19 protein-coding genes are annotated in these 25376 nt (G+C 62.0%); 9 read left to right on the top strand and 10 right to left on the bottom strand.

Going from position 1 to position 25376, the window contains the following annotated elements:
- The first annotated feature begins 99 nt into the window (after nucleotides 1–99).
- Together AC1D13_RS16830 and AC1D13_RS16825 are read left to right on the top strand one after the other, a co-directional pair.
- Nucleotides 100–1467, top strand: coding sequence for a DUF1501 domain-containing protein (locus tag AC1D13_RS16830; RefSeq protein WP_477689956.1), 1368 nt, complete (start codon nucleotides 100–102; stop codon nucleotides 1465–1467).
- A gap of 239 nt (nucleotides 1468–1706) precedes the next feature.
- Nucleotides 1707–2528, top strand: a complete 822-nt coding sequence (locus AC1D13_RS16825; protein WP_477689955.1) for an NUDIX hydrolase — start codon at nucleotides 1707–1709, stop codon at nucleotides 2526–2528.
- Here AC1D13_RS16825 and AC1D13_RS16820 read toward each other — a convergent pair.
- From AC1D13_RS16820 to AC1D13_RS16805, 4 genes are all read right to left on the bottom strand, one after another.
- Nucleotides 2525–4183 (bottom strand): Na/Pi cotransporter family protein, encoded by a 1659-nt coding sequence (locus tag AC1D13_RS16820; protein ID WP_457279510.1) that lies wholly within the window; start codon nucleotides 4181–4183, stop codon nucleotides 2525–2527. The genes AC1D13_RS16825 and AC1D13_RS16820 overlap by 4 nt on opposite strands.
- Nucleotides 4184–4239: 56 nt before the next feature.
- Complete coding sequence (gene lspA, locus AC1D13_RS16815; protein ID WP_477685899.1) at nucleotides 4240–4740, bottom strand: signal peptidase II; 501 nt, start codon at nucleotides 4738–4740, stop codon at nucleotides 4240–4242.
- Nucleotides 4740–7559, bottom strand: a complete 2820-nt coding sequence (ileS, locus tag AC1D13_RS16810) for an isoleucine--tRNA ligase (RefSeq protein WP_477689954.1) — start codon at nucleotides 7557–7559, stop codon at nucleotides 4740–4742. The genes lspA and ileS overlap by 1 nt, the downstream gene beginning before the upstream one ends.
- A gap of 117 nt (nucleotides 7560–7676) precedes the next feature.
- A complete protein-coding gene (locus AC1D13_RS16805; RefSeq protein WP_477666172.1) occupies nucleotides 7677–8711 on the bottom strand; it encodes a bifunctional riboflavin kinase/FAD synthetase in 1035 nt (344 codons plus the stop codon).
- Between the two features lie 161 nt (nucleotides 8712–8872).
- Here AC1D13_RS16805 and AC1D13_RS16800 point away from each other — a divergent pair, with 161 nt between their 5' ends.
- Complete coding sequence (locus AC1D13_RS16800) at nucleotides 8873–9430, top strand: HNH endonuclease (RefSeq protein ID WP_092128654.1); 558 nt, start codon at nucleotides 8873–8875, stop codon at nucleotides 9428–9430.
- 122 nt (nucleotides 9431–9552) lie between these two features.
- Here the strand turns inward: AC1D13_RS16800 and AC1D13_RS16795 are convergent, their stop codons facing one another.
- Nucleotides 9553–10668, bottom strand: coding sequence for an acyl-CoA dehydrogenase family protein (locus tag AC1D13_RS16795; RefSeq protein ID WP_477666173.1), 1116 nt, complete (start codon nucleotides 10666–10668; stop codon nucleotides 9553–9555).
- Between the two features lie 22 nt (nucleotides 10669–10690).
- Nucleotides 10691–11872: an acyl-CoA dehydrogenase family protein gene (locus AC1D13_RS16790; RefSeq protein ID WP_457279505.1), complete on the bottom strand. Its 1182-nt coding sequence runs from the start codon at nucleotides 11870–11872 to the stop codon at nucleotides 10691–10693.
- A gap of 158 nt (nucleotides 11873–12030) precedes the next feature.
- On the opposite strand from AC1D13_RS16790, the gene purN reads away from it, so the two are divergent.
- Together purN and AC1D13_RS16780 are read left to right on the top strand one after the other, a co-directional pair.
- Nucleotides 12031–12627, top strand: a complete 597-nt coding sequence (gene purN, locus AC1D13_RS16785; protein ID WP_457279504.1) for a phosphoribosylglycinamide formyltransferase — start codon at nucleotides 12031–12033, stop codon at nucleotides 12625–12627.
- 193 nt (nucleotides 12628–12820) lie between these two features.
- Complete coding sequence (locus AC1D13_RS16780) at nucleotides 12821–13375, top strand: fasciclin domain-containing protein (protein WP_477689953.1); 555 nt, start codon at nucleotides 12821–12823, stop codon at nucleotides 13373–13375.
- Nucleotides 13376–13436: 61 nt separating this feature from the next.
- Here the strand turns inward: AC1D13_RS16780 and mdeB are convergent, their stop codons facing one another.
- A complete protein-coding gene (mdeB, locus tag AC1D13_RS16775) occupies nucleotides 13437–16145 on the bottom strand; it encodes an alpha-ketoglutarate dehydrogenase (protein ID WP_477689952.1) in 2709 nt (902 codons plus the stop codon).
- A gap of 106 nt (nucleotides 16146–16251) precedes the next feature.
- On the opposite strand from mdeB, the gene AC1D13_RS16770 reads away from it, so the two are divergent.
- On the top strand, nucleotides 16252–16761 hold the full coding sequence (locus AC1D13_RS16770) for an Lrp/AsnC family transcriptional regulator (protein WP_457279501.1): 510 nt from the start codon (nucleotides 16252–16254) through the stop codon (nucleotides 16759–16761).
- On the opposite strand, the gene AC1D13_RS16765 is transcribed toward AC1D13_RS16770, so the two are convergent.
- Nucleotides 16744–18591 carry a 7TM diverse intracellular signaling domain-containing protein gene (locus tag AC1D13_RS16765; protein WP_477666174.1) on the bottom strand — a complete coding sequence of 616 codons (1848 nt, stop codon included), beginning with the start codon at nucleotides 18589–18591 and terminating at the stop codon, nucleotides 16744–16746. The two genes, AC1D13_RS16770 and AC1D13_RS16765, sit on opposite strands and share 18 nt — an antisense overlap.
- Nucleotides 18592–18737: 146 nt before the next feature.
- On the opposite strand from AC1D13_RS16765, the gene AC1D13_RS16760 reads away from it, so the two are divergent.
- Complete coding sequence (locus AC1D13_RS16760) at nucleotides 18738–20129, top strand: esterase-like activity of phytase family protein (RefSeq protein ID WP_477689951.1); 1392 nt, start codon at nucleotides 18738–18740, stop codon at nucleotides 20127–20129.
- Nucleotides 20130–20214: 85 nt separating this feature from the next.
- Here the strand turns inward: AC1D13_RS16760 and AC1D13_RS16755 are convergent, their stop codons facing one another.
- Together AC1D13_RS16755 and AC1D13_RS16750 are read right to left on the bottom strand one after the other, a co-directional pair.
- On the bottom strand, nucleotides 20215–21840 hold the full coding sequence (locus AC1D13_RS16755) for a peptide chain release factor 3 (RefSeq protein ID WP_457279498.1): 1626 nt from the start codon (nucleotides 21838–21840) through the stop codon (nucleotides 20215–20217).
- 147 nt (nucleotides 21841–21987) lie between these two features.
- On the bottom strand, nucleotides 21988–22236 hold the full coding sequence (locus AC1D13_RS16750) for a DUF1653 domain-containing protein (protein ID WP_457279497.1): 249 nt from the start codon (nucleotides 22234–22236) through the stop codon (nucleotides 21988–21990).
- A 54-nt stretch (nucleotides 22237–22290) separates the two neighbouring features.
- Here AC1D13_RS16750 and AC1D13_RS16745 point away from each other — a divergent pair, with 54 nt between their 5' ends.
- Together AC1D13_RS16745 and AC1D13_RS16740 are read left to right on the top strand one after the other, a co-directional pair.
- Nucleotides 22291–23547, top strand: coding sequence for an RsmB/NOP family class I SAM-dependent RNA methyltransferase (locus AC1D13_RS16745; RefSeq protein ID WP_477666176.1), 1257 nt, complete (start codon nucleotides 22291–22293; stop codon nucleotides 23545–23547).
- A gap of 199 nt (nucleotides 23548–23746) precedes the next feature.
- Nucleotides 23747–24946: a DesA family fatty acid desaturase gene (locus tag AC1D13_RS16740; RefSeq protein WP_457279495.1), complete on the top strand. Its 1200-nt coding sequence runs from the start codon at nucleotides 23747–23749 to the stop codon at nucleotides 24944–24946.
- Nucleotides 24947–25376: the final 430 nt, after the last annotated feature.

Raw genomic sequence — 25376 nt, 5'->3', positions numbered from 1 at the left:
ACTTTGTCGGCCCGCCTTGCCGTGCTGTAGCACTGTCTGCAGCGGGCCTTCGCGTTCACGCTTGATCTGGACATGGAATATGCCGCAACAAGGACTCCTATGAATTCCAATTTTTCTTCATCGGCGAATCTGCTGCAACGCCGCCGGCTGGTGGGCCTGGGCGCGTTGTCCGCCTTGTCGCTGGCAGCGCCCGGCGTGTGGGCGCAAGCCTTGCCCGCAAGCCGATCAGGCCTGGACGGCGGGCGCCTTATCGTCGTCTTCCTGCGCGGCGCGTATGACGGTCTGTCGGCCTTTGTGCCCTACGCAGACAAGGACTACTACGCTTTGCGCCCCAACATCGCGATTGCGGCGCCCGACGGCACGACGCAAACCGCCTTGAAGCTCGACAGGACTTTTGCCCTGCATCCCGCGCTGGCTCCACTGCTGCCGCTGTGGCAGCAAGGCGTTCTGGGCTTTGTGCCCGCGGCCGGCCTGCCTGCGCCCAACCGTTCGCATTTCGATGCACAGTACCAGATGGAGATCGCGCAGGGCGGCAAGACCAGCAGTGCGCCCGGGTGGCTCAACACCACAGCGGGCCTGGGCAAAGCCGCTGCACCGGGCGCCACCGCTCTCGGCGTGGGCGAGGCCAATCCGGCCATTCTGGGCGGGCAGGCGGCCGTCAGGTTGATCCCTCGCGGCCAGTCGGCCGAGCGCACCGGCGTGCTGGCCAACGACAGAACCCGCCAGGCGCTGATGGACCTGTATGCCGGTGACGACAAGATCAGCGAAGCCTTCCGCCAGGGTGCGGGTAGCCGCATGCAGAGTGCGCAGGAGCTCACGGAGCAGAAAAACGCCAGGGCCGAAAAAATGGCGGAAGACAGTAAACGCATGGCAGACAAGCGCCTGGACCGCGACGGCACGCCCGGCAATCCGCAGGCCCTGAATGCGCAAATGCAGGCGGCCAGCAACGGCGCGGCCGACCCTGTGGGCCTGCAACTCGATGCGCAGCACCTGGGCACGCTGATGCGCAACGACCGAAAGTTGCGCATCGGCTTTTTGTCGGCCGGCGGTTGGGACACCCATGCCAACCAGGGCGCTGCCACCGGCCAGCTGGCCAACAACCTCGGCAACCTGGCGCGCGGCATCGCGCAGTTGCGCCAGGATTTTTCCGAACCCGGCGATGTTGTCGTGGTGATGAGCGAATTCGGCCGCACCAGCGCCGAAAACGGCACACGCGGCACCGACCACGGCTTTGGCAATGCCATGTGGCTGATGGGCAACCGTGTCGCCGGCGGACGCTGGCATGGCCAATGGACGGGCCTGGCCCAACTCAACGAAGGACGCGACTTGCCGGCGCACCATGATTACCGCGCGGTGCTGGCGCAGGTGCTGCGGGGGACTTTTGCATTTGGCGATACGCAGCTGGCTGATGTGTTGCCAGGGGCCAGGTGGGACAAGCGACTGGACGGTTTGTTCGTCAAAGCCTAGCTTCGCAGGTTTGCGCCCGAATTCAAGGGTTTTGGCCGTTTTATCCAATAGGCGTAAGCGCGAGCAGCTATTAAATTAATAGCAAATAAATTTCCGGAGCTGATGCTTCCCGCCTGGCCGGCGGGTTTGCACTGTCCGGTTGGTGTGGGCGAAGTAAACTGCGCAGCAGAATCCGGGATGGCCCGCTGCCCCGGTCTTTTCGCATATCAATGGCCTGCCAGCACGGGCCCCAAGGACGCATGATGATGCCGCCTGCTTTTGATGCCCAATGGCTGCAAGCCCTGCGCGCCGGAGCGATCCAGCCACCGCTGCGCCCACGTGTGCCGCTGTGGGCCGGTGAATCGGTAATCGGCTCGGTAGAACCCGGCTTCTTCCACAAGCTGGCCCTCCACACCATGACCGACGGCGACCATCCGCTGCTCAAGGAAGAGCGCCCCTCAACTTTGGGCTGGCGCGTGATGGGTGACGTCACGACCAGTCTGAACAAAATCGCGGTGGCGCTGCATGAAGCGGGCCTCGCCGGTGCCTGGCGCGACGAGCAGCTCGCGGTGCCCGACCAGTTCGGCCACCGCAAGGGCACGGTGGAGCGCGCGGCTGTGCGGCCGCTGGGCATCACCACGCTGGCGGTGCACCTGGTGGGGCAGTCACCTGACGGGCGCTTCTGGGTGCAGCAGCGTGCTTTCAACAAATCGAATGATCCGGGCCTGTGGGACACGCTGATGGGCGGCATGGTGTCGGCGGCCGATACGGTGGAAACCGCGCTCGTGCGCGAGACCTGGGAAGAGGCCGGCCTGCACACGGCCGCGCTGCAGGCTATGCGCTACGGCGGGCGCCTGGCGGCGCGGCGGCCGGCCACCGACGGCAACGGCGCGGGTTATGTGGTGGAGGACATCGACTGGTATGTCTGCACCGTACCCGAGGGCATGGTGCCCGACAACCAGGACGGCGAGGTCGAGCAGTTTCGCTTGATGGAGGCCGGGGACTTGCTCGAGGCCATGCAGCGCGGCGAATTCACGGCCGAAGCGACGCTGATTCTTTCAGACGCCATGGGCCTTACTTAGGCCTGGTCGGTCAGTGCCGGCTGGCGCAAGCGGTTGGGGGCCAGTGCGCCGGCCGAATCCAGGATCGGGTAGGCGATCGAGCAGATGTGCGAGTTGATGCGCTTGAGTTCGCTGATGAGGTCAATGTGCAGCGAGCTGGTTTCCAGGCTCTGCACCGTATTGGCTGATAGCCGACCCAGGTGGGTCGTGGCATATGCCCGCTCCAGGTCGCGGAAACGGGCTTTTTCTTCCAGCAGCTTTTGCGCGTCGCGCACCGTGCCATTGAGGAACACGCTCATGCCCAGGCGCAGGTTGGCCACCAGGCGCTCGTGCAGTTCGACGATTTCAGCCATGCCGGCGTCCGAGAAGTTGCGGCCCGGCTTGATCTTCTTGTCTTCGATGTCGATCAGCACACGCTCGATGATGTCGCCGATCTGCTCCATGTTGATGGTGAAGCTGATGATGTCGGTCCAGCGGCGGCTTTCTTCCTCGGCCAGCGCTTCGCGTGAAATCTTGGTGAGGTAGTACTTGATCGACGAATACAGCTCGTCGACGGCATCGTCCATCTTGCGCAGGTCTTCGGCCAGCTTGAGGTCGTTCTTCTGGATGACCGCCAGCACGCCCAGCAGCATGGTTTCCACCACGTCGGCCTGGTGCAGCGCTTCACGGGCCGCGCAGGAGATGGCCAGCGACGGCGTGGCCAGTGCGGAAGGGTCGAGATGATGGGGGCGGCCGCCGGCCTTGTTTTTGTCGGGCTTGGGCAGCAGCTTTTCCACCCAGCGCGCGATCACCTGCGTCCAGCCAATGAATATGGCACCCACCACCATGTTGAAGGTGAGATGGAACAGCACCACCACGGTGGCGGCTTCGCCAAGGTAGGGGCGCACGTGGCGCAGCCACAGGCCGATGAAGGGCGCTGCGACGATGATGCCCAGCAGCTTGAAGAACAGGTTGCCCAGCGGAACCTGCCGCACTTCAACGGCCGAGCGCAGTGTGGTGAGCACCGCCAGCAGCCCGCTGCCGAGGTTGGCGCCCAAGACCAGGCCCAGCGCCACGTCAATGGGGATGACGGCCGAGGCGGCCAGCGTGGCCGTGAGCAGCACAATCGCCAGGCTGGAGTACGACACCACGGCCAGGAAGGCGCCCGCTGTGATTTCGAGCAGCAGGTCGCTGCTGAGGGAGCCCAGCAGGGCTTTCACGGCCGGTGCCTGGGTCAGAACTTCAGTGGAGGCCGTGACCAGCCGCAAGGCCAGCAGCATGAGGCCCAGGCCGATCAGCACCCGGCCGAAGCGGCCGACATTGGTGTCTTGCCGCGAGATGAACAGCACGACGCCGACAAAGATAAAGAGCGGCGACAGCCAGGACAGGTCAAAAGAGAACACCACGGCCATCAGGCTGGTGCCGATGTCCGCGCCCAGCATGACGGCCAGCGCCAGCGGCAGGGTGACCAGGCCCTGCCCGACAAATGACGAAACGATAAGGGAGGTGGCGGTGCTGGACTGCACCAGGGCTGTCACCCCGATGCCCGAGACGGCCGCAGCCAGCCGGTTGCTGATGCTGACTGCGAGCACGTGGCGCAGATTGGCACCGAACACCCGCAGGATGCCGGTACGAACGAGATGGGTGCCCCACACGAGCAGCGCAATGGCTGCCAAAAGATTCAACAAATGCTTCATAAGGTCGGAACCACTATACCCTTGAACCGGATGGCTGCAAGCGGTCCGACTCCGGTTTATCGGGTACGCCGAACCCGGAGCAGCTCATCCAGGATGAGGCAAACCGCGCCAACGGTGATGGCGGCATCGGCGATATTGAACGATGGAAAATACCAGCCGTGCCAGTGGAACTGCAGGAAATCCACCACATAGCCATGCAGGGTGCGGTCAACGACGTTGCCGACCGCACCGCCCAGGACGCAGGCCAGCGCGAAGGAAAACAGCTTTTGCCCGGCATGCGAGCGCAGCATCCACACAATAAAGAGCGCCGCGGCAACCCCGATGGCGGTGAAGAACCAGCGCTGCCAGCCAGAGGCTTCGGCCAGGAAGGAAAACGCCGCACCGGTGTTGTGCACGCGCACGACGTTGAAGAAGCTCGTCACATAGGTGGAGTCGCCCAGGCGGTAGTAGCCCAGGATCAATACCTTGGTGAACTGGTCAGCGATCAGGATCAGCAGTGCCAGGCCCAGCCAGGGGAGCATGCTGCCCTCTGATTTGATGAAGGTCATCTTGGCCATCAGGCGAACTTCCTGTCTTCACCGGCGCCATACAGGTTGCTGGTGCAGCGGCCGCAAATGGTCGGGTGGGCGGGGTCGTGTCCCACGTCACTCCGGTAGTGCCAGCAGCGCTCGCATTTGATGTCAGAACTGGCTGAAACCCGCGTTGATACTGCGCTAGCAGCTATTAAATCAATAGCGGATGTGATGAAGACAAATTTGAGGTCTTCACCGAGCGAGGCCAGCAGTGCATGGTCTTCGGCGGCCACTTCCAGCGCGACATTGGCCTGCAGCGAAGAGCCTACCTTGCCGTCGGTGCGCAGGGCTTCGATGTCCTTGTTGACCGTGTCGCGGATTTCGCGGATACGCGACCATTTAGCCAGCAGCTCCGCGTCGGGCGCAGGAAACTCCGCATAGGTTTCCATGAAGATGGACTCAGACGAGCCGAACACCTTCCATGCTTCTTCCGCCGTGAAGCTGAGAAATGGCGCCATCCAGCGCAGCATGGCATGCGTGATCTGCCAGAGCGCGGTCTGCGCGCTGCGGCGGGCCAGCGATTTGGGGCCGGTGGTGTAGAGCCGGTCTTTCAGGATGTCGAGGTAGAAGGAGCCCAGGTCTTCGCTGCAATAGATCTGCAGCTTGGAAACCACCGGGTGAAATTCATACACCTCGTAGTGCGCCAGGATGTCGGCCTGCAGCTGCGATGCACGGCTGAGTGCATAGCGGTCGATTTCCAGCATCTGCTCAAACGGCACGGCGTCCTTGGCCGGGTCGAAGTCGCTCACGTTGGCCATCAAAAAGCGCAGCGTGTTGCGGATACGGCGGTAAGCGTCTACCACGCGGGCCAGGATCTTGTCGTCGATGCCCAGGTCTCCCGAATAGTCGGTCGAGGCGCACCAGAGGCGGATGATCTCGGCGCCCAGCTTGTCGCTCACTTCCTGCGGCACCACGACGTTGCCTTCGCTCTTGCTCATCTTGCGGCCTTTGCCGTCGACGGTGAAGCCGTGCGTGAGCAGGCCTTTGTAAGGTGCATGGTCGTACATCGCGCAGGCGGTGAGCAGCGACGAGTGGAACCAGCCGCGGTGCTGGTCGTGGCCTTCCAGGTACAGGTCGGCCGGCCAGGTCGATTGCGCGGCATGGCTGTGGCGCAGCACGTGGTCGTGCGTGGTGCCCGAGTCAAACCAGACGTCGAGGATGTCTGTGCTCTTGATGTAGTCGGGGGCATCCTGGCCGATGATGGACTCGGCCGTGGCCTTGCTCCAGGCTTCGATGCCGCCGGTTTCCACCATGCTGGCCGCCTGGTCCATGATTTCCATGGTGCGCGGGTGCAGCTCGCCGGTGGCGGTGTGGATGAAGAAGGGCAGGGGCACGCCCCAGTTGCGCTGGCGGCTGATGCACCAGTCGGGCCGGCCGGCGATCATGTCGCGCAGGCGGACTTTGCCGTTTTCCGGGTAGAAGCTGGTTTCTTCGATGGCGGCCAGGGCCAGTTTGCGCAGCGTTTGCGGCGCTTTGTCTTTCGTGAAAACGCCTTCGCCCTCGTCCATGCGCACAAACCACTGGGCCGCTGCGCGGTAGATCACCGGCGTCTTGTGGCGCCAGCAGTGCGGGTAGCTGTGCAGGATGTCCTGCGTGGCAAAGAGGCGTTCGTGCTCACGCAGCTTGTCGATGACCAGCGGTGCGGCCTTCCAGATATTGAGCCCGCCGAACATCGGCAGTTCGTCGACATAGCGGCCGTTGCCCTGCACCGGGTTGAGGATGTCGTCATAGGCAATGCCGTTGGCCACGCAAGAGTTAAAGTCTTCTACCCCATAGGCGGGCGAGGAGTGCACGATACCGGTGCCGTCGTCGGCGGTGGCGTAGTCGGCCAGGAAGACCGGGCTGAAGCGCCGGTAGCCTGCATCGACGTCATAAAAGGGATGCTGGAATTTCAGCAGCGCCAGGGTTTTGCCCAGCGTGGTGGCCAGTACGGTGCCAGTGAGCTGGTAGCGCTCAAGGCATTTCTCGACCAGCACTGAAGCCAGCAGCAGGATGCCGCGCTCGGTGTCGACCAGTGCGTATTCGAGCTCGGGGTTCAGGTTGAGTGCCTGGTTCGCCGGGATGGTCCAGGCGGTGGTCGTCCAGATTACGGCGAAGGCGTCCTTGTCCAGACCTTTGAGGCCGAATGCGGCGGCGAGCTTCTCCGGCTCAGCGCATTTGAAGCCGACATCCAGCGTCTGCGATTTCTTGTCGGCGTACTCGATTTCAAACTCGGCCAGCGACGAGCCGCAGTCAAAGCACCAGTACACGGGCTTGAGGCCACGGTAGACAAAGCCGCGCTCCATGATGCGTTTGAGCGCGCGGATTTCATTGGCCTCGTTGGCAAAATCCATCGTGCGGTAGGGGTTGTCCCATTCGCCGAGCACACCCAGGCGCTTGAAGTCGGCCATCTGGCCGGCGATCTGTTCGGTGGCGAAGGCGCGGCTCCTGGCCTGCACCTCGTCGCGCGGCAGGTTGCGGCCGTGCAGTTTTTCAATCGCGTTCTCGATCGGCAGGCCGTGGCAGTCCCAGCCCGGCACGTAGATGGCGTCCAGGCCCTTGAGCTGGCGCGCCTTGACGATCATGTCTTTCAGGACCTTGTTGACGGCGTGGCCGATGTGGATCTTGCCGTTGGCATAGGGCGGGCCGTCGTGCAACACGAACCTGGGCTTGCCGGCGCGCACGTCGCGCAGCTTCTTGTAGATGCCTTTTTCGTCCCATTCCTTGACCCAGCCGGCTTCGCGCTTGGGCAGGTCGCCGCGCATCGGGAAAGGTGTGTCAGGCAGGTTCAGGGTGCTGCGGTAATCGGTTTTGGTTTCGGACATGGGATGCTTCTGGGATGCTGTTGTTGGGGCGGCCTGAAAAAGCGGGCCGCCGGAAATACGGTGGGGAGAAGCCGGTCGCCAAAAAATGAAAGGCGAGGCCAGAGGCGACGAGATCGTCTAAATTCGGTCGCGCGTGGTCTGGCGGCTGGTTTCCGTGTGCATGGAGGCTGGAAACGACTTGGGCGGCTGGGCAAAAAACGCCCGCGCTTCGTCACAGTCTTTGGCGATGCCTGTTTTCAGGCTGTCCAGGCTGTCGTACTTCAGTTCGTCGTGCAGTTTATGAAGCAGTTCCACACGGATGATTTTACCGTATGCCCCCTCGGGGCCCAGGCTGGCCGGCCATTCGAGGCAATGCGTCTCCAGGAGCACGCGCCCGCCGTTGATGTCGGCCGGGTCCAGCGAGGGCCGGATCCCCAGGTTGGCTACGCCGGGAATGGGCTGGTCGGCCAGGCCAAACACCTGCACCGCAAAAATCCCGCTGGCTGCCGGTTTCCAGTGGGAAAACCGGAGATTGAGCGTGCGAAAACCGAGGTCGCGACCCAGTTTTCGGCCATGCACCACATGGCCCGAAATACTGTAAGGTCGGCCCAGCAGGCTGGCCACGCGGGTCATCTGGCCCTGCGCCAGCGCCTCGCGCACCGCAGAACTGGACACCCGGGTGTTGCTGACTTCATAGCTGTTCATGCGGGCGACGTCAAAACCCAGGCGGTCGCCGGCGGCGTCCAGCATGGCGTAGTCGCCCACCCGTTTGGCGCCAAAGCGGAAGTCGTCGCCCACCAGTACGTACTTCACGCCTAGGCCCTTGAGCAACACATCTTCAATAAACGATTCGGCCGGCTGGGATGCGAGTGCTGCGTTGAAGGGCAGCACAACGCATTGGTCGATCCCGCAGCGGGCCAGTTCAGTGAGCTTGTCGCGCAGGGTGGCAATACGCGCGGGGGCGAGCTCGGGCTTACGGGCCACACCGGCAAAGTAGTCGCGTGGATGCGGCTCGAAGCTCATGACGCAGCTGGGGACCCCGCGGTGCTGTGCCTCATTTTTCAGCAGCGCCAGCATGGCCTGGTGGCCGCGGTGCACACCATCGAAATTGCCGATGGTCAGGGCGCATTGCGCCGCCAGCTGGGGATGGTGGTAGCCGCGGAAAATTTTCATGGGGCAATTATCGTTTTTATAGCGCTGGAGGCCGTCTCAACGGGGCTTCAAAGTGGTTTATGGGGGATTTGAACCTGTTTGTCATGATTTCACTGTATATTGATACACAGTCAGCCGAACGCCGTGTTTCCATGCGTCATCCACCATGATGGAGGTTCGTTTTGAAGGTCTTGAAGCTCTCAGCCCAGGGATTGCCGCAATCCTGGATCAGCCTTGAACAAGCCGTGTTGCATTACGCGGCCGACGAGGTGCGCTGGGAGATGGGCGCGCGGGTCGTCACCTTCCATGGCGGCCACAACGCCATCACGGGTGAGCAGTCCATCATCACCGTCAACAGCATCATCGGCACCAAGGGCGTGCCCAACATCAACCCGTTTGACCTGAAGCCGGGCCTGACCAACGGCAAGCTTTTCGCCCGTGACCGCAATGTGTGCGCCTACTGCGGCGGGCATTTCCATGAAGAAGACCTGACGCGCGAGCACATCATTCCGTTTGCCCAAAAAGGCATAGACACCTGGATGAACGTGGTGACCGCCTGCCGCGCCTGCAACCACCGCAAAAGCAGCCGCACGCCCGAGCAGGCCCACATGCCGCTGCTTTACACGCCTTATGTGCCCAGCCTCTGGGAAGACTTCATCCTGCGCAACCGCCGCATCCTGGCGGACCAGATGGAGTTTTTGATGGCGCATATTCCCAAGACCTCACGCTTGCACGCCTGACGCGTCCTGACGCGGTCACGTGCGAGGTCCAGTGTCACCGCGGAACCGGCTTCGCCGGGCCGCCAGTGGCGCCCCCTTGAGGGGGAGGCGGCCGCAGGCCGCTTCGGGGGGGAGCGCTACTTTTAGGCAAATACGCCAGCCGTCTCCTGCATGCGGCTCGACACTTCGCCGAGTTGATGCAGCGTATCGCCAAAAGTCATCTCCAGCTGCGTGAGCTTCTTGAAGTAGTGGCTCACGATGTATTCGTCCGTCACGCCGATGCCGCCATGCAACTGCACCGCCTGCTGGCCCACAAAGCGCATCGACACGCCCAATTGGTACTTGGCGCGCGCCAACGCCCGTGTGCGCTCGTCGGCCGGGGCGTTGAGCTTGAGGGATGCGTAGTAACTCATCGAGCGCGCCAGCTCCAGCTGCATCTTCATGTCGGCCACGCGGTGGCGCAGCGCCTGGAAGCTGCTGATGGCCACGCCGAACTGCTTGCGGGTGTTCATGTATTCGACGGTGATGGCCAATGTTTTGTCCATCACGCCCACGGCTTCGGCGCAGGTGGCGGCAATGCCGATGTCGATGCCGTGGGCCAAGGCCGTGAGGCCGTCCAGGGTGATCAAAGTGGCGGGGGCGTTTTTCAGTGTCACTTCGGCAGCGCGGCCGCCGTCCTGCGTACCGTAGCCTGTGGCTGTCACGCCGGCTGCCGCACGCTCAACGAGGAACAGCGCCAGCTTGCCATTGGCCATGGCAGGGACGATAAAGGCATCGGCCTTGTCACCGGCCGGCACTATGCTTTTGATAGCTGTTAGCGCCCATCCATCGCCGGCTGCAGCCGCATTTGCCTCGCATTTTTTGAAGTCGTAGCGCGCGGCGCGTTCCTGGTAGGCCAGTACCACCAGGCTTTCACCTGCGGCGATTTTCGGCAGCCATGCCGCCTTGACAGCTTCGGGGGCGTAGTTCGACAGCACGCCGCCGGCAATCAATGTCTGGGCCAGAGGCTCCAGCACAATACCGCGCCCGAGCTCTTCCATCACCACCATGCCCTCGACGGGGCCCATGCCCAGGCCGCCGTCGTCTTCGGGTATGTAGAGACCGGTCAGGCCCAGCTCGGCGATCTGTCCATAGGCCTCGCGCGAGAAACCGCCCGCCTTGGCGATGCCGCGGCGGCGCTCAAAGTCGTAGCCCTTGTCGACCCATTTGCGCACGGCGTCGCGCAGCTGTTCCTGGTCGTCTGTGAAATCGAAATCCATGATGTGTTCCTTTGAATCAGATTTAGCCGAGAACGACTTGCGAGACGATATTGCGTTGCACTTCGTTGGAGCCGCCGTAAATCGTGGTTTTGCGCATGTTGAAGTAAGTGGACGCCAGCGGCGCGTCGCCCGGCAGGCCGCCGGGGAAGTCGCCCTGCCAGCCGGCTTCCATGGCTTCTTCGATGAAGGGCAGGCTGAAGGGGCCGGCGGCCAGCATCATCAGCTCGCTGTAGCGCTGCTGAATTTCGCTGCCGCGGATTTTCAGCAGGCCGGCGATGTCCAGCGAGTTCTTGCCCGACTTTTCGGCCGACAGCACACGCAGCACCAGCATTTCCAGCGCCACCACGTCGACCTCTAGTTTGGCGATCTCGTCGCGAAAGCGGAGGTCGTCGTAGACGCCTTCGGCCTTGGCGATGCGTTTGAGGCGTTCCAGCTCGCGTTTGGCGCGGTTGACGTCGGCGATGTTGGTGCGTTCGTGGCTGAGCAGGTGCTTGGCGTAAGTCCAGCCCTTGTTTTCTTCACCGATCAGGTTGTTGGCCGGCACCTCGACGTTGTCGAACCAGACTTCATTGACCTCGGCCTCGCCGTCCAGCAGCACGATGGGGCGCACTGTCACGCCGGGCGACTTCATGTCGATCAGCAAAAACGAAATGCCGGTTTGTGGCTTGCCTTCAGTGCTGGTGCGCACCAGGCAGAAGATCCATTCGCCGTACTGGCCCAATGTGGTCCAGGTCTTCTGGCCATTGACGATGTATTTGTCGCCCTGGCGCTCGGCCCGGCATTTGACGGATGCGAGATCCGAGCCGGAGCCCGGCTCGCTGTAGCCCTGGCTCCACCACACTTCGCCGCTGGCGATGCCGGGCAGGAAACGTTTTTGCTGCTCGGGGCTGCCAAATGCCATGATGACGGGCGCCACCATCACCGGTCCGAAGGGCACCACGCGCGGCGCGCCGGCCAGTGCGCACTCTTCTTCAAACAAGTGCTTTTGCACGGCGTTCCAGCCCGGGCCGCCGAATTCCTTGGGCCAGCCGTGGCCCAGCCAGCCTTTCTTGCCGAGGATTTTGGCCCAGCGCTGCATGTCGTCACGGCTCAGGCGCAGGGCGTTGTGTACCTTGTGCGAGATGTCCTTGGGCAGGTTGGTGTGAACCCAGGCGCGTATCTCTTCGCGAAAGGCCTGTTCTTCAGGAGTGAAAGCTAAATCCATGGTGAATGTCTCCAGGCCGGTTGGCAGGTATGTCTACGGTCGATTTTCTATTTTTAGCACGGTCGTTCGCAATTTTATKTCTCAGTTGGGACATTCGTGCCGTTGCGGGCGGCGGGCTCCTGTGAACTGCTATCTGCCGCGTTCTAAACTAGAGGGCTATGGCAACTGCGCAGAAAAACATCGTTATCCTGATTTCGGGCGGCGGCTCCAACATGGCGGTTATCGCCCGCACCGCTGAAAAAGAAGCCTGGCGCAGCCGGTGGGGTGTGCAGGTGGCCGCAGTCATCAGCAACAAGGCAAGCGCCGGCGGCCTGGAGTTGGCCAGGGGCATGGGCATTGCCACGGCCGTGGTCCCGCATACCGCGTATGCGTCACGCGAGGCGTTTGATGCCGAGCTGATGGCGCAAATCGACAGGCATGCGCCGGCACTGGTCGTGCTGGCCGGCTTCATGCGCATCCTCACGCCGGGATTTGTTGCGCACTATGCCGGGCGGCTCATCAACATTCATCCTTCGCTGCTGCCGGCTTTTCCCGGTCTGCACACGCATCAGCGCGCCATCGATGCCGGCTGCACGGTGGCAGGCGCCACGGTGCACCAGGTGACCGCCGAGCTCGACCATGGCGAGACACTGGCGCAAGCCGTGGTGCCGGTCTTGCCGGGAGATACGGCCGAGGCGCTGGCCGCGCGCGTGCTCACGCAGGAGCACCTGATCTATCCGAAGGCGGTGCGTGCCTTCTTCGAACGCGCCGCCTGAACTGTGATCTGCGGCCGCTGCCAGCGGTCGCTGCTTACCCATTGTTGTCAGTGATGCGCCCTGCAAGGTGTTGATCCCTCATCTGTTTTGAATCCACCGGAGCACTCGCTCCGTATTCATCACAGCCGCTTGAATCCTCGTGATTCCGGCTGAGGTTCAATTTCGTGATTCAACACCTTCCAAAGGATTCCACATGCAGACAAAACACCAACTCGCTTCCATCGGCGTGGCCCTGGCACTGTCGTTCGCGGCGGTTCCCTCCTTCGCCCAGGTCATGGTGGGCGGTGCGCCCATGCTGGCCAGCAAGGACATCATCGACAACGCAGTCAATTCCAAAGACCACACCACGCTGGTCGCCGCCGTCAAGGCTGCGGGCCTGGTCGATACGCTCAAAGGCCCGGGTCCGTTCACCGTGTTTGCGCCCACCAACGCGGCTTTCGCCGCGTTGCCCGCCGGTACAGTCGACACCCTGCTCAAGCCCGAGAACAAGGGAATGCTCACCGGCATCCTGACCTACCACGTCGTGCCCGGCAAGTGGGATGCTGCAGCCATCAGCAAGATGATTGCCGACGGCAAGGGCATGGCCTCGATCAAGACGGTGGCCGGCGGCACGCTGGTGGCCAAGTCGGCTGGCGGCAAGGTCACGGTGACCGACGAAAAAGGCGGCTGGGCCACCGTGACCATCGCCGACGTGTACCAGTCCAACGGCGTGATCCACGTGGTCGACAAGGTGCTGCTGCCCAAGTAAGCCGGCGTTTCTTTCCCGAGCCCGCGCGCGGCTTGCTGCGCGCGGGTTTTCGCGCGTCGGCCTACTTCTGGTTCAGCATGTGCAGCGCTGCTTTGACGATGCTTTGCGCGTCGACGCTGAAAAATTCACGCAGCGCGGCGCGTGTGTCGCTGCGGCCAAAGCCGTCGGTGCCCAGGGTCAGGTAGCGCCTGCCTTCGGGCACAAAGGCGCGAATGCTTTCCGGTACAGCGCGCACATAGTCGGTGGCGGCCACGATGGGGCCGGTGCTGCTTTGTAACTGCTGTGCGATGAAGGGCGCAGTCACAGCGCCGTCATTGATCGCCTCTTGCTGGCAAGCTGCACCATCACGCGCCAGCTCACTCCAACTGGTCACGCTGAAGACCGTGGCCTCAATACCCTGCGTGGCCAGCTGCTGCGCAGCCTTGATCACCTCGGTCAGGATCGCTCCCGAGCCCAATAAAACGACTTTTTGAGCCTTTTTTGAAGATGTTTCAGGGCTGTGGGGCAATAAGGATGCGCGCGACCAGCTATTGAATTGATAGCATCCGCGAATGATGTCCGCCTCGCAGCCGGCTTGCAGATCAGGCTGTGCATAGTTCTCGTTCATCAGCGTGACGTAGTAGAAGACGTCTTTTTGTTCGACCATCATCTCCTGCATGCCGTGGTCCAGGATCACGGCCAGCTCGCCCGCGAAAGCCGGGTCATAGGCCTTGCAGTTGGGAATGGTCGCGGCGATCAGGTGGCTGGTACCGTCCTGGTGCTGCAGGCCTTCGCCGCCCAGCGTGGTGCGGCCCGAAGTTGCGCCCAGCAGGAAGCCGCGGGCGCGCTGGTCGGCGGCGGCCCAGATCTGGTCGCCCACACGCTGAAAGCCGAACATCGAGTAATAAATGTAGAAGGGCAGCATCGCCAGGCCGTGCACGCTGTAGCTGGTGGCTGCGGCCGTCCAGCTGGCCATGGCACCGGCTTCGCTGATGCCTTCTTCCAGGATCTGGCCGTCGAGCGCCTCGCGGTAACTCAGCACCGAGCCGATGTCTTCCGGCGCATAGCGCTGGCCCACGCTGGAGTAAATGCCCACCTGCTTGAACAGGTTGGCCATGCCGAAGGTGCGCGCCTCGTCGGCCACGATGGGCACGATCTTCGGGCCCAGCGCCGCGTCTTTCAGCAAGCCGCCCAGCATGCGCACAAAGGCCATGGTGGTGCTCATTTCCTTGCCGTCGGCGGCCAGCGCGAACTGCGCGTAAGAGGGCAGGGGCGGGATGTTCACGATGTCGGCCGCCGTTTCACGCCGCGGCAAATAGCCACCCAGTGCTGCGCGTTTGGCGTGCATGTATTGCATCTCGGCACTGTCTGCCGCGGGCTTGTAGAAGGCCAGGTTTTTGGCTTGCTCGTCAGACAGTGGCAAATTGAAGCGGTTGCGAAATTCGATCAGCTCTTCGCCGTCGAATTTTTTCTGCGAATGCGTGGTCATCTTGCCCTGGCCGGCGCTTCCCATGCCGTAGCCTTTTTTGGTGTGCGCCAGGATCACCGTGGGCTGCCCCTGATGGCTGGCCGCCGCGGCGTAAGCGGCGTGAATCTTCACCAAGTCGTGGCCGCCGCGTTTGAGGCGGTCGATCTGCTCGTCTGTCATGCCTTGGGCCAGCCGCGCGAGTTCGGCGTTCTGGCCGAAGAAGTTGTCGCGGTTAAAGCGCCCGTCTTTGGCGGCAAAGGTCTGCATCTGGCCGTCCACCGTCTGCGCAAAAGTTTTGGCCAATGCGTCCGTCAGGTCGCGCGCAAAGAGGCCGTCCCAGTCGCTGCCCCAGACCAGCTTGATGACGTTCCACCCGGCGCCGGCAAAGAGCTTTTCGAGCTCGTCGATGATGCGGCCGTTGCCGCGCACTGGGCCGTCGAGCCGTTGCAGGTTGCAGTTGACGACCCAGACCATGTTGTCCAGCCCTTCGCGCGCGGCCAGGGTCAGCGCGCTCATGGATTCGGGCTCGTCCATCTCGCCGTCGCCGAACACGCCCCAGACTTTGCGGCCCGTGCAATCGAGCAGACGGCGGTGCGTGAGGTAACGCATGAAGCGCGCGTGGTAGATCGAGCTGATGGGGCCTATGCCCATGGAGCCCGTGGGGAACTGCCAGAAGTCCGGCATCAAATAAGGGTGCGGGTAGCTGCACAGGCCTTGCGCGCCCTGGCTGGGGGCGGTCAACTCCTGGCGGTAAAAGCCCAGGTCTTTCTCATCCAGGCGGCCTTCAAGGTAAGCGCGCGCATAAACGCCCGGTGCGCTGTGCGGCTGGAAGAACACCAGGTCGCCGCGGTGCTGGTTAACACCGTCAATTTGGCCGATGCCTTCGCGTGCGCGAAAGAAATGGTTGAAGCCGGTTTCAAACAGGTCGGCTGCGCTGGCGTAGCTGGCGATGTGGCCGCCGAGTTCGGCCGAGCCGCCGGTCTCGGCCTGGTTGGCGCGCACGACCATCGCCAGCGCATTCCAGCGCATCAGCGAGGCCAGGCGCTCTTCCATCGCCAGGTCGCCGGGGAACACGGGCTGCTCGTCTACGCCAATGGTGTTGACGTAAGGCGTGGCCAGTTCGGGCTGCCAGCCGATGCGCTGCTTGCGCGCGACGCGGCTCAGCTCGTGCAGCATTTCGCGTGCGCGGGCCGGGCCCTGCGTAAGGGCAAGGGCTTCAAACGCCTCGCGCCATTCGGCGGTTTCCTGCGGGTCAGGGTCAGCGGACGGATCGGTGTAAGAAGCGGCCTGCATCAGTAAATGGTGGGGTGTGGAATCGTTCATGGCACCAATCACTTTACGCAGATTCATCCGGAAGGTGTTGCTTCAATATCGGGGTAAGAGGCCATTTAAAAGCATAAAATGCTGCAAATAATCAATTTTGAAGATGATGCAGCTCGATAACCTTGATTTGAAGATTCTGGATGAGTTGCAGCGGGATGGCTCGCTGACCAACGTGGAGCTGGCGCGCCGCGTGCACCTGAGCCCTTCGCCGTGCCTGGCCCGCGTCAAGGCGCTGGAGGCCGGCGGCGTGATCGACCGCTATGTGGCCATTGCCAACGCGGCGGCGCTGGGTTTGGGTCTGAATGTGTTCATCTCCATCAGTCTGCGCACGCAAAGCAAGGAGTCGCTGGCCGACTTTGAACGGCGCATCGCCGAGCACGACGACGTGATGGAGTGCTATTTGATGTCGGGCGACAGCGACTACCTGATTCGTGTGGCTGTGGCCGATATCGGTGCGCTGGAGAAGTTCATCCTGGAGCAACTGTCACCGATTCCGGGCATCGAGAAGATACGCTCGAGCTTTGCGCTCAAGCAGGTCAGGTACAAGACGGCGCTGCCCTTGCCTGTGGCCAGGGCGCCTGAATCTGCCACCAGGGTGTCAGCGGCCCGGGGCTGAAGCCTGTTCGCTGGCCAGGGCCGGGTGTGAAATTTCAATTTCGTTGATCTTGGCCAGCAGGTCTTCCCGACGGCTCACGTCTTCTCCCGCGGCACTTACTGTATCGCTCGGTGAGTCGACAAACTGCACATAGCGCTTTGTTCCGGAGGCCATCTGGTGCAGGCGGGATTTGAGCCTTTCAACGACTTCCTGAGCGCTTGTCTGGGCGGTGGGCGTGTCATGCCAGAGGGCGACGTGCAGGTTAAAGGCATTGGCCTCGCCCAGCTTTTCCGATGCGCGTATGCAGTCGGCCAGGATCTTGGTTGAAACTTCGGACAGGGTGGTGCGATTGACCGGGCCTTCGATCAGCATCATGAAGTCGTTTTCGCCATGGCGAACCACGGTGTCCACGTCGCGTGCTGCCCCGCGCAGGATTTCGCCGATGCGGGAAAGTGCGGCACCGCGCTTCTGGTCGCTTGCCGCGTCATGGCTCGGGGCCTGGTCGAGCCAGCGCAACATCAATACGCCGAATGCCGACTTCTGCCGCCGGGCGCGCAGCAGCATGGGCGGCAGCCTGTCGTCGATGATCCGCGGCAACATCAGCCCGCTGGCCGGGTCGTATGTCGCCAGCGCGGCGCTGCGGTGGTTGGCAAACAGTGCGGCCCGGCTGCGCCATGCCAGCACGAGGAAAACCCAGAGCAGGCCGATCATTGCCGACAGGACACCGGCTGCCTGTGCCGCTTCAACATTCCAGACCCAGCCCGCGTTGTAGGAAAGCCGGGCCAGCGCGGCCAGCCCGATGGGCGCGGCGCCCAGCAGGATGAGAAGGTTCCAGGTCTGTCCCCGCAACGACATCCACAAGAGGCTTCCCATGATGGCCAGGGTGGAAAACGCCAGCCACAGGTTGCGAAGATCTCGCGGCACGAGGTTCTGGCTGGCAGCCATCAGGCAGGCCATGAACAGGCTGCCCGCCGCCACGATAAGCAGCAGGCGGTGTATGCGCGGGTAGCCGCTCTTGGCATAACTGGCCTGGGTGCAAAACCATGCACCGGCGGCCATGCTCACCGAGGACAGCACCCAGCCCATGACCTGGTTCAGGTGTGCGCTGTGCGGCCAGATGCGCCAGCCGCCATAGCCGATCAGCACCAGCTGCGTGAACATGAGCGTGACCACGACGGCGCCGAACCACAAAAATACCTTGTTATGCGCCATGACGAACGCGGCCAGGCACAGAAAGGCCAGCAGGCTGAACATTCCCCACATCAATCCGATCACCACGCCAACCCGGGACGCGCCGTCGATGTACTCAATGGGCGACAGCAGCATGGGCCGCGCCGTGATGGCCCTGCGGTGCTCAAAGCGCAGGTAGTAGGTCTGCATGCCGTCGCCGCGCGTTTGCAGTTCAAAACTCGGCACGCGTGTACGCAAGGCCCATGCGGCCGGAGCAATCGCTTCGCCCGCGGACTGGACCAGCCAGCCGCCTTGCGGGTTGCGCGAAAAAAGGCTCGCCTTGAAGATCGCCTGGCCCGGCATCCGGATGTACCAGGTCTGCAGGGCTTCGGTGGCCGGCAGTGAAAAACTGGCCCAGACGTCTTGCGTGTTCGAGGTGGGAAGGATGGAGTCGTCTGTATAGGGCTGAAAGTTCCACGGCCCGGTTGCGGCATCGCCAGCCGTCAAGGCATCAGGTGACTCGATGGAATCCTTGGGCACCGCGACCCATTGCAGCGGCTGGGCCAGTGTGATTGTGGGACTGTCTTCGTACAGGCGGTCAAAGACCTGTGCATGGGCTGCGCCGAAGAATGCGCAGAGCAACATCAGGAAAAAACCACGCAGGCTTGCCGTTCGATACATCTGTATAGCTTATTGCAAAAAACGGCCTGCCCGGAAGGCCGTAGCCCTGCCGTGCAAACACCCGATGCGGACGCGGGGGCGCTGTGTGTAATCAGCGCGTCACATGCGTTGGCCACCATCCGCTTTTCATCAACAGTGGATTGCCCATGCCTTCTTCCCGTTTTGCCGCCAACCGGCGCCCCGCATTCAAATCTGTCTTCAAAGCCATCTTTCCTGCGCTGGCAGCCGTTGCGCTGGCTGCGCCGCTGCAAGCCCAGACCGCCTTTCCGGCCACACTGGCCGGCCATGTGGTGGTACCTGCCCAATCATTTATTGCCGCGCCCAAAGATGCGCCGCAGGACCTGCAGGTCAGCGGCAAGTTCACCAATGGCAAGCGCACGGAAGCGCTGGGCACGGTGGAAGGCCTGTCTGCCGGCAGGCCTACGGGTGTGAGTGTGCCTTTCAAGGGCCAGCCGCTGCAAGGCCACTCCGGCATCAAGAAAATGCCCGATGGCAGCTTCTGGATCCTGACCGACAACGGCTTTGGCTCCAAAGCCAATTCGCCGGATGCCATGCTGTACCTGAACCGCTACAAGGTCGATTTCAAGGGCGGCGCCTTGAAGCGGCTGGAAACGATTTTCCTGCACGATCCCGATAGAAAAGTGCCGTTTCGCATCGTCCATGAAGGCACGAAGCAGCGCTACCTCACGGGCAGCGACTTTGACACCGAAAGCTTCCAGTTCGCCGGTGGCGCCTTGTGGATTGGCGACGAGTTCGGCCCTTTCCTGATCAAGGCCGACATGAAGGGCAAAGTGCTGGCGGTGTTTGACACGCTGGTCGACGGCAAGGCCGTGCGTTCGCCCGACCATCCGGCCGTGACAACTCCCGGCGTGCCGGGCGGCGCGGTGGATTTCCAGGTTCGCCGCTCCAAGGGTTTTGAAGGCATGGCAGCTTCGAAAGACGGCAGCAAGCTGTATGCGCTGCTCGAGGGCGCGCTGTATGACGCCGCCATCAAAGGCAATGAAAACGTGGGCGGCAAGGACTACCTGCGCGTGCTGGAGTTTGACGTGAAGAGCGAATCCTGGACGGGCCGCCACTGGAAATACATGCTGGAGAGCAACAGCCACGCGATCGGCGACTTCAACATGATCGATGGCACGACCGGGTTGATCATTGAGCGCGACAACGGCGAAGGCACGGCCGACAAGGCTTGCCCGGAAGGTCAGAAACGCATCGACTGCTTCCACGACATTGCGAAGTTCAAGCGTGTCTACAAGGTGGAGCTGAGCGACGCCAATGCCGGCGGTGCGTTGCGCAAGATCGGCTACATCGATTTGATGGCCATTGCCGACCCGGCGAAGCTGGCGCGCAAGCCCCTGAACAACGGCGTGCTGACCTTCCCGTTCTTCACCATTGAAAACGTGGACGTGGTGGACGCCACACACATCGTGGTGGGCAACGACAACAACCTGCCGTTTTCCAGCAGCCGCGAACCCAACAAGGCGGACGACAACGAACTGATCTTGCTGGAAGTGGGCGACTTCCTCAAGGCCCAATAGGCCGGGGCTTCAGGATGCGCGCTCGGTTGCTATGAATTTTATAGCTGCTTGCGCAAGTCTTGATTGGCCTGCAGGCCAAAAGTTCTTACATTTTTGACTGGAAAACCAGCCCGGCGTGCTCGCGCAGTGCATGGAACTTGATCTTGGGCCACTGCTGCTCCACGGCACGCAGGGTGGCGCTGTGGTCCACCAGCAGGGTGGGCGCATCGACCGCATCCAGCGCCACGCGGTGGGCGTTGGCGTCCATGAATTTCTTGAGCTCGTTCGGGTCCTCGGACGTCACCCAGCGGGCCAGGTTGAAGTTGCTGCCCATGATGCGGGCCTTGACGCCGTATTCATGTTCGAGGCGGTGAGCCACCACTTCAAACTGCAGCTGGCCGACAGCGCCCAGCAGCAGCAATGAGCCGGCAATCGGGCGGAACACCTGGATCGCGCCTTCTTCACCCAGCTGCGTGAGGCCGGCACGCAGCTGCTTGCTGCGCAGCGGGTCGGCCACCTCGACGGCGCGGAACATTTCAGGCGCAAAGAAGGGCAGGCCGGTGAACTGCAGCGCTTCGCCTTCGGTCAGCGTGTCGCCCAGCTGCAGCACGCCATGGTTGGGAATACCGATGATGTCGCCGGCGAAGGCGGTGTCGAGCAGCTCGCGGCGCTGGCTCATGAAGCTCACCACGGTGTTGGGGCGCAGCTCCTTGCCGCTGCGCACCACCTTCAGGCGCATGCCGCGGGTGAATTCGCCGCTGGCCACGCGCAAAAACGCGATGCGGTCGCGGTGGGCCGGGTCCATGTTGGCCTGGATCTTGAAGACCACGCCGGAGAATTTTTTCTCTTCGGGGTGCACCACGCGCTGGATGGCTTCCCGTTCGGCGGGTGCGGGTGCCAGGTCGACCAGCGCGTCCAGCACTTCCTGCACCCCGAAGTTGTTGATGGCCGAGCCGAAGAACATGGGCGTCTGTTTGCCGGCAAGGAATTCGGCGCGGTTGAATTCAGGCGTGGCACCGGCCACCAGCTCGATTTCGCCTTGTGCCTGTGCGTATTCGGCGCCAAAACGCTTGGCGGCTTCGGCGTTGTCCAGGCCAGCCAGGATTTCATCGTCGCCGCCGGCTTTTTCTTCGCCGGGGCTGAAGACGCGCATGCGGTCTTCGCGCCTGTCGTAGACACCATGGAAAAGTTTGCCCATGCCGACCGGCCAGGTGAAGGGAATGACCGTCATGCCGAGTTCGCGCTCGATCTCGTCCATCACGCTCATCGGATCCTGCACCTCCCGGTCCATCTTGTTGACGAAGGTCAGGATGGGCGTGTTGCGCGCGCGGCAGACCTGCAGCAGGCGGCGGGTTTGCGGCTCAACGCCGTTGGCCGCGTCGATCACCATCAGCGCGGCGTCCACGGCGGTCAACACACGGTAGGTGTCTTCGGAGAAGTCCTGGTGGCCCGGTGTGTCGAGCAGGTTGATGACGCAGTCGCGGTATTCCATCTGCATGACCGAGCTCGCGACCGAGATGCCGCGCTGCTTTTCGATCTCCATCCAGTCGGAGGTGGCGTGGCGCGCAGCCTTGCGGGCCTTGACGCTGCCGGCGATCTGGATTGCACCCGAGAACAGCAACAGCTTTTCGGTCAGCGTGGTTTTACCCGCGTCGGGGTGGGAGATGATGGCAAACGTGCGGCGGCGCTTGACCTGTTTTTCGATTTCAGTGGAAGCTTGGGTTTCGGACATAACCCATGATTATCGGTGAGATGGCCCCCACGCTCCGCCGCTACGTGCCTTCGGCGTTCGCTGCCCCTTTCCTATGAGACAGGGGCTGGCCTTGCTTGGGGCGGCCCGGCGCGGCGGTCGCCGTTTCTTTTATTGGGGATGCGGTGCTTAACCAGGTTGCCGGGCAAATCGCGGTTGTTTCACCCCGTCGATCACGACCTCTTCATTAAACATGCCAGCAGGCCGCACCCATAGCCCTTTTTCGCCGTAGAGCGCGCGGTACAGAGTCATGGGCTCCAGGCTTTCGCTGTGACGCACGGTGCCGACTACCTCATACAGCATGCCTTTGTAGTGGCGGTACAGACCGGGCGGGGTTTCTATCAGGGGAGGCAATGCGTGTGCGGTGGCTTCTGGCATGAGGGATCAGGGTTTAAAAATATTGCGCGGTGGCTCGGTGGGACAATGGAGGCTATGCATCCTAAAGCCTTACTCGACAGTTGTTCCGAGCTTCTCAAGCAGGTCCTCAAATTTGATCATCCCGCCGACATGGTGGTGTCGCGCTATTTCCGCGACTATCGCCTCGGCCCGCGTGAACGCGCCACCGTGGCGGAAACGATTTACGGTGTTCTGCGCAAGAAAAATCTTTATACCTATCTGGCCCAGCATGGCAGCGGCGCGCCGGAGCGGCGTCTTGCGATTCTTGGTTTCGCAGCGGACCGCGACTTTCTTATGGGTGCGCTGACCGACCAGGAAAAAGACTGGCTGGCGCGTTGCGACCAGGTCAAACCATCGGACCTGATGGAGCTGCATCGCCACAACCTCCCGCAGTGGCTGGTTGATCCGTTGAAAGAGCAGCTGGGCGACGATTTCTGGCCGCTGGTCGAGAGCCTGAACGCACCGGCCGGACTTGATTTGCGCGTCAACACGCTCAAGGACAAACGGGCTGAAGTCCAGAAGGAGCTTGCGAAAGCAGCTATCAAAACCGTAGCAACACCGTATTCGCCCTGGGGCCTGCGCATTGCCGACGGCAAGCCCCAGCTGGGCAAACTGGATGCCTTTACGCGTGGCGCCATTGAAGTGCAGGATGAAGGCTCGCAGCTGCTGGCCCTGCTGGTCGATGCCAAGCGCGGTGAGATGGTGGTCGACTTCTGTGCCGGGGCAGGTGGCAAGACCTTGGCCCTGGGGGCTTCCATGCGCAATACCGGGCGCCTTTATGCGTTTGATACGTCGGGGCACCGGCTGGATGCGCTCAAGCCGCGGCTGGCGCGCAGCGGCCTTTCCAATGTTCATCCGGTGGCCATTGCCCATGAGCGTGACGACCGGATCAAGCGTCTGGCTGGCAAGATAGACCGGGTCCTGGTGGACGCCCCGTGCTCGGGCTTGGGCACCCTGCGGCGCAATCCTGACCTCAAATGGCGGCAGACGCCCAAGGCGATTGAAGAGCTCAGGGCCAAGCAAGCTGCCATTTTGCAGAGCGCTGCGCGGCTTCTAAAGCCCGGCGGACGCCTGGTTTACGCGACCTGCAGCGTTTTGCGTGAAGAAAACGAAGCCATCGCTGAAGCCTTCAGTGAGGCGAATAAAGAGTTCAACGTCCTTGAAACAGGGCCCTTGTTGACTCATCTGGGGGTGGAACACGCGGAAAAGCTCTGCCGCGGACCCTACCTTCGGCTCTGGCCTTACCTGCATCAGACGGACGGGTTTTTCGCAGCAGTATGGCAAAAGTCGTGATATTTTTGGCGACAAAAGACGACAGATAGGCCGAAGTTACATATTCATTCGTGATTTTTCGCACTGTTTTGACCTTGGATCCTGTGCCGAAAGTGACTTGGTATTTGTGGGGGATCGCCTTACAATAAGTGGTTATTTTTTGCAGCGCCTGGAGACACATCTGGATGGGCGACTGCTTCGGATTGTTTAAAGGATTTTTATGATCTTGTTTGATGCGGCCCTCGACTGGCTTGCCAATGGGTTGCTTGCCGCCAGCTGGTGGCAAATCGTGTTGTACACGCTGGTGACCACCCATATCACCATTGCCAGCGTCACCATCTACTTGCACCGTCACCAGGCGCACCGCGCCATGGACCTGCACGCGATTCCTTCGCATTTTTTCCGCCTCTGGCTCTGGCTGGGTACGGGCCAGGTCACCAAGGAGTGGGTGTCCATTCACCGCAAGCACCACGCCAAGTGCGAAACATCTGAAGATCCGCACAGCCCGCAGGCTTACGGCATCAAGAAGGTTTTCTGGGAAGGCGCCGAGTTGTACCGCGCCGAAAGCAAAAACAAGGAAACCATGGCCAAGTTCGGCCACGGCACGCCCAATGACTGGATTGAGCGCAACGTCTACACCCGCTATAGCTGGCAGGGCGTGGGCCTGATGATGATCATCGACCTGGCGCTCTTCGGTGCTGCAGGCCTGGCTGTCTGGGCCGTGCAAATGGCCTGGATCCCCGTGACCGCAGCCGGCATCATCAACGGCATTGGCCACTATTGGGGCTATCGCAATTTTGAGGCGCCTGATGCCAGCACCAACATTTCGCCCTGGGGCATCATGATTGGCGGCGAAGAGCTGCACAACAACCATCACACCTACCCGACATCGGCCAAGTTCTCGGTCAAGCCCTACGAATTCGACATCGGCTGGGTGTATATCCGTGCCATGGAAAAAGTAGGCCTGGCCTCCGTCAAGAAGGTCCCGCCCAAGCTCCAGCTGGGTTCCATCCAGCCTGTGGCAGATGAAAAAACCCTGGAAGCCCTGATCGCCCATCGCTACGAAGTCATGGCGGGTTTCGCGCGCGAACTGCGCCGCGCCGGCAGGGCCGAACTCGAAGTGCTGAAGGCCAAGAAAGCCGACGTGTCCGTGTTGCGCGCAGCCAATCGCTGGCTGCACCGCGATGACGACAAGGTGCCGGCCGCCGCCAAACCCCAGCTGGCGCAGGCCCGCGCCGAACACCCCGTGCTGGACAAGATGGTCACCATGCGGGAAGAACTGCGCCAGATGTGGCTGACCACTTCCGCTTCCCGTGAGCAGCTGGCTGCGGACCTGCAGGCCTGGTGCCACCGTGCTGAGGAAAGCGGTATCGCCGCCTTGCGCGAATTCTCGATGAAGCTGCGGGCTGCCCGCACCTGACCTGACGCTACATATCCGACCTGGTCACCCGGTCGAAACTTCAAGGCCGCTTCCGGAGAAATCCAGGAGCGGTTTTTTATTGTTCGGCGCAAGGTACGAGTTCCATGATCGAGCGCCCCAAGATTTGGTAATGGTAGGGTCGCTACCAGCGCACTGATCAGGGCGTTCGAGATTCGTCATCTTCTGCACACAGAAGAGCCTTCTCACGTGAATTGCGCTGAACCTGACACACTCTCGAGGTGAAAGCGCTGTCCCCACATTCGACAGCTGGTGGTCGCGCCCACTGACGAGCCAAACGCTGCCAACGGCAGGTCGTAGTGCTTGAGGTTCTTCCTCCAGGAAACCGGCTGTTTGCCAATACTCGAGGCAAGAATCGCGGAAACAGCGGCGCACCCTTGATGCAGATTCACACACCCGCAACTCAAAACGG

It is taken from the genome of Polaromonas sp. P1_E12, assembly GCF_056405975.1.
Note: the sequence above shows the minus strand (reverse complement) of the source record. Positions and strands in the feature narration are given on the sequence as shown.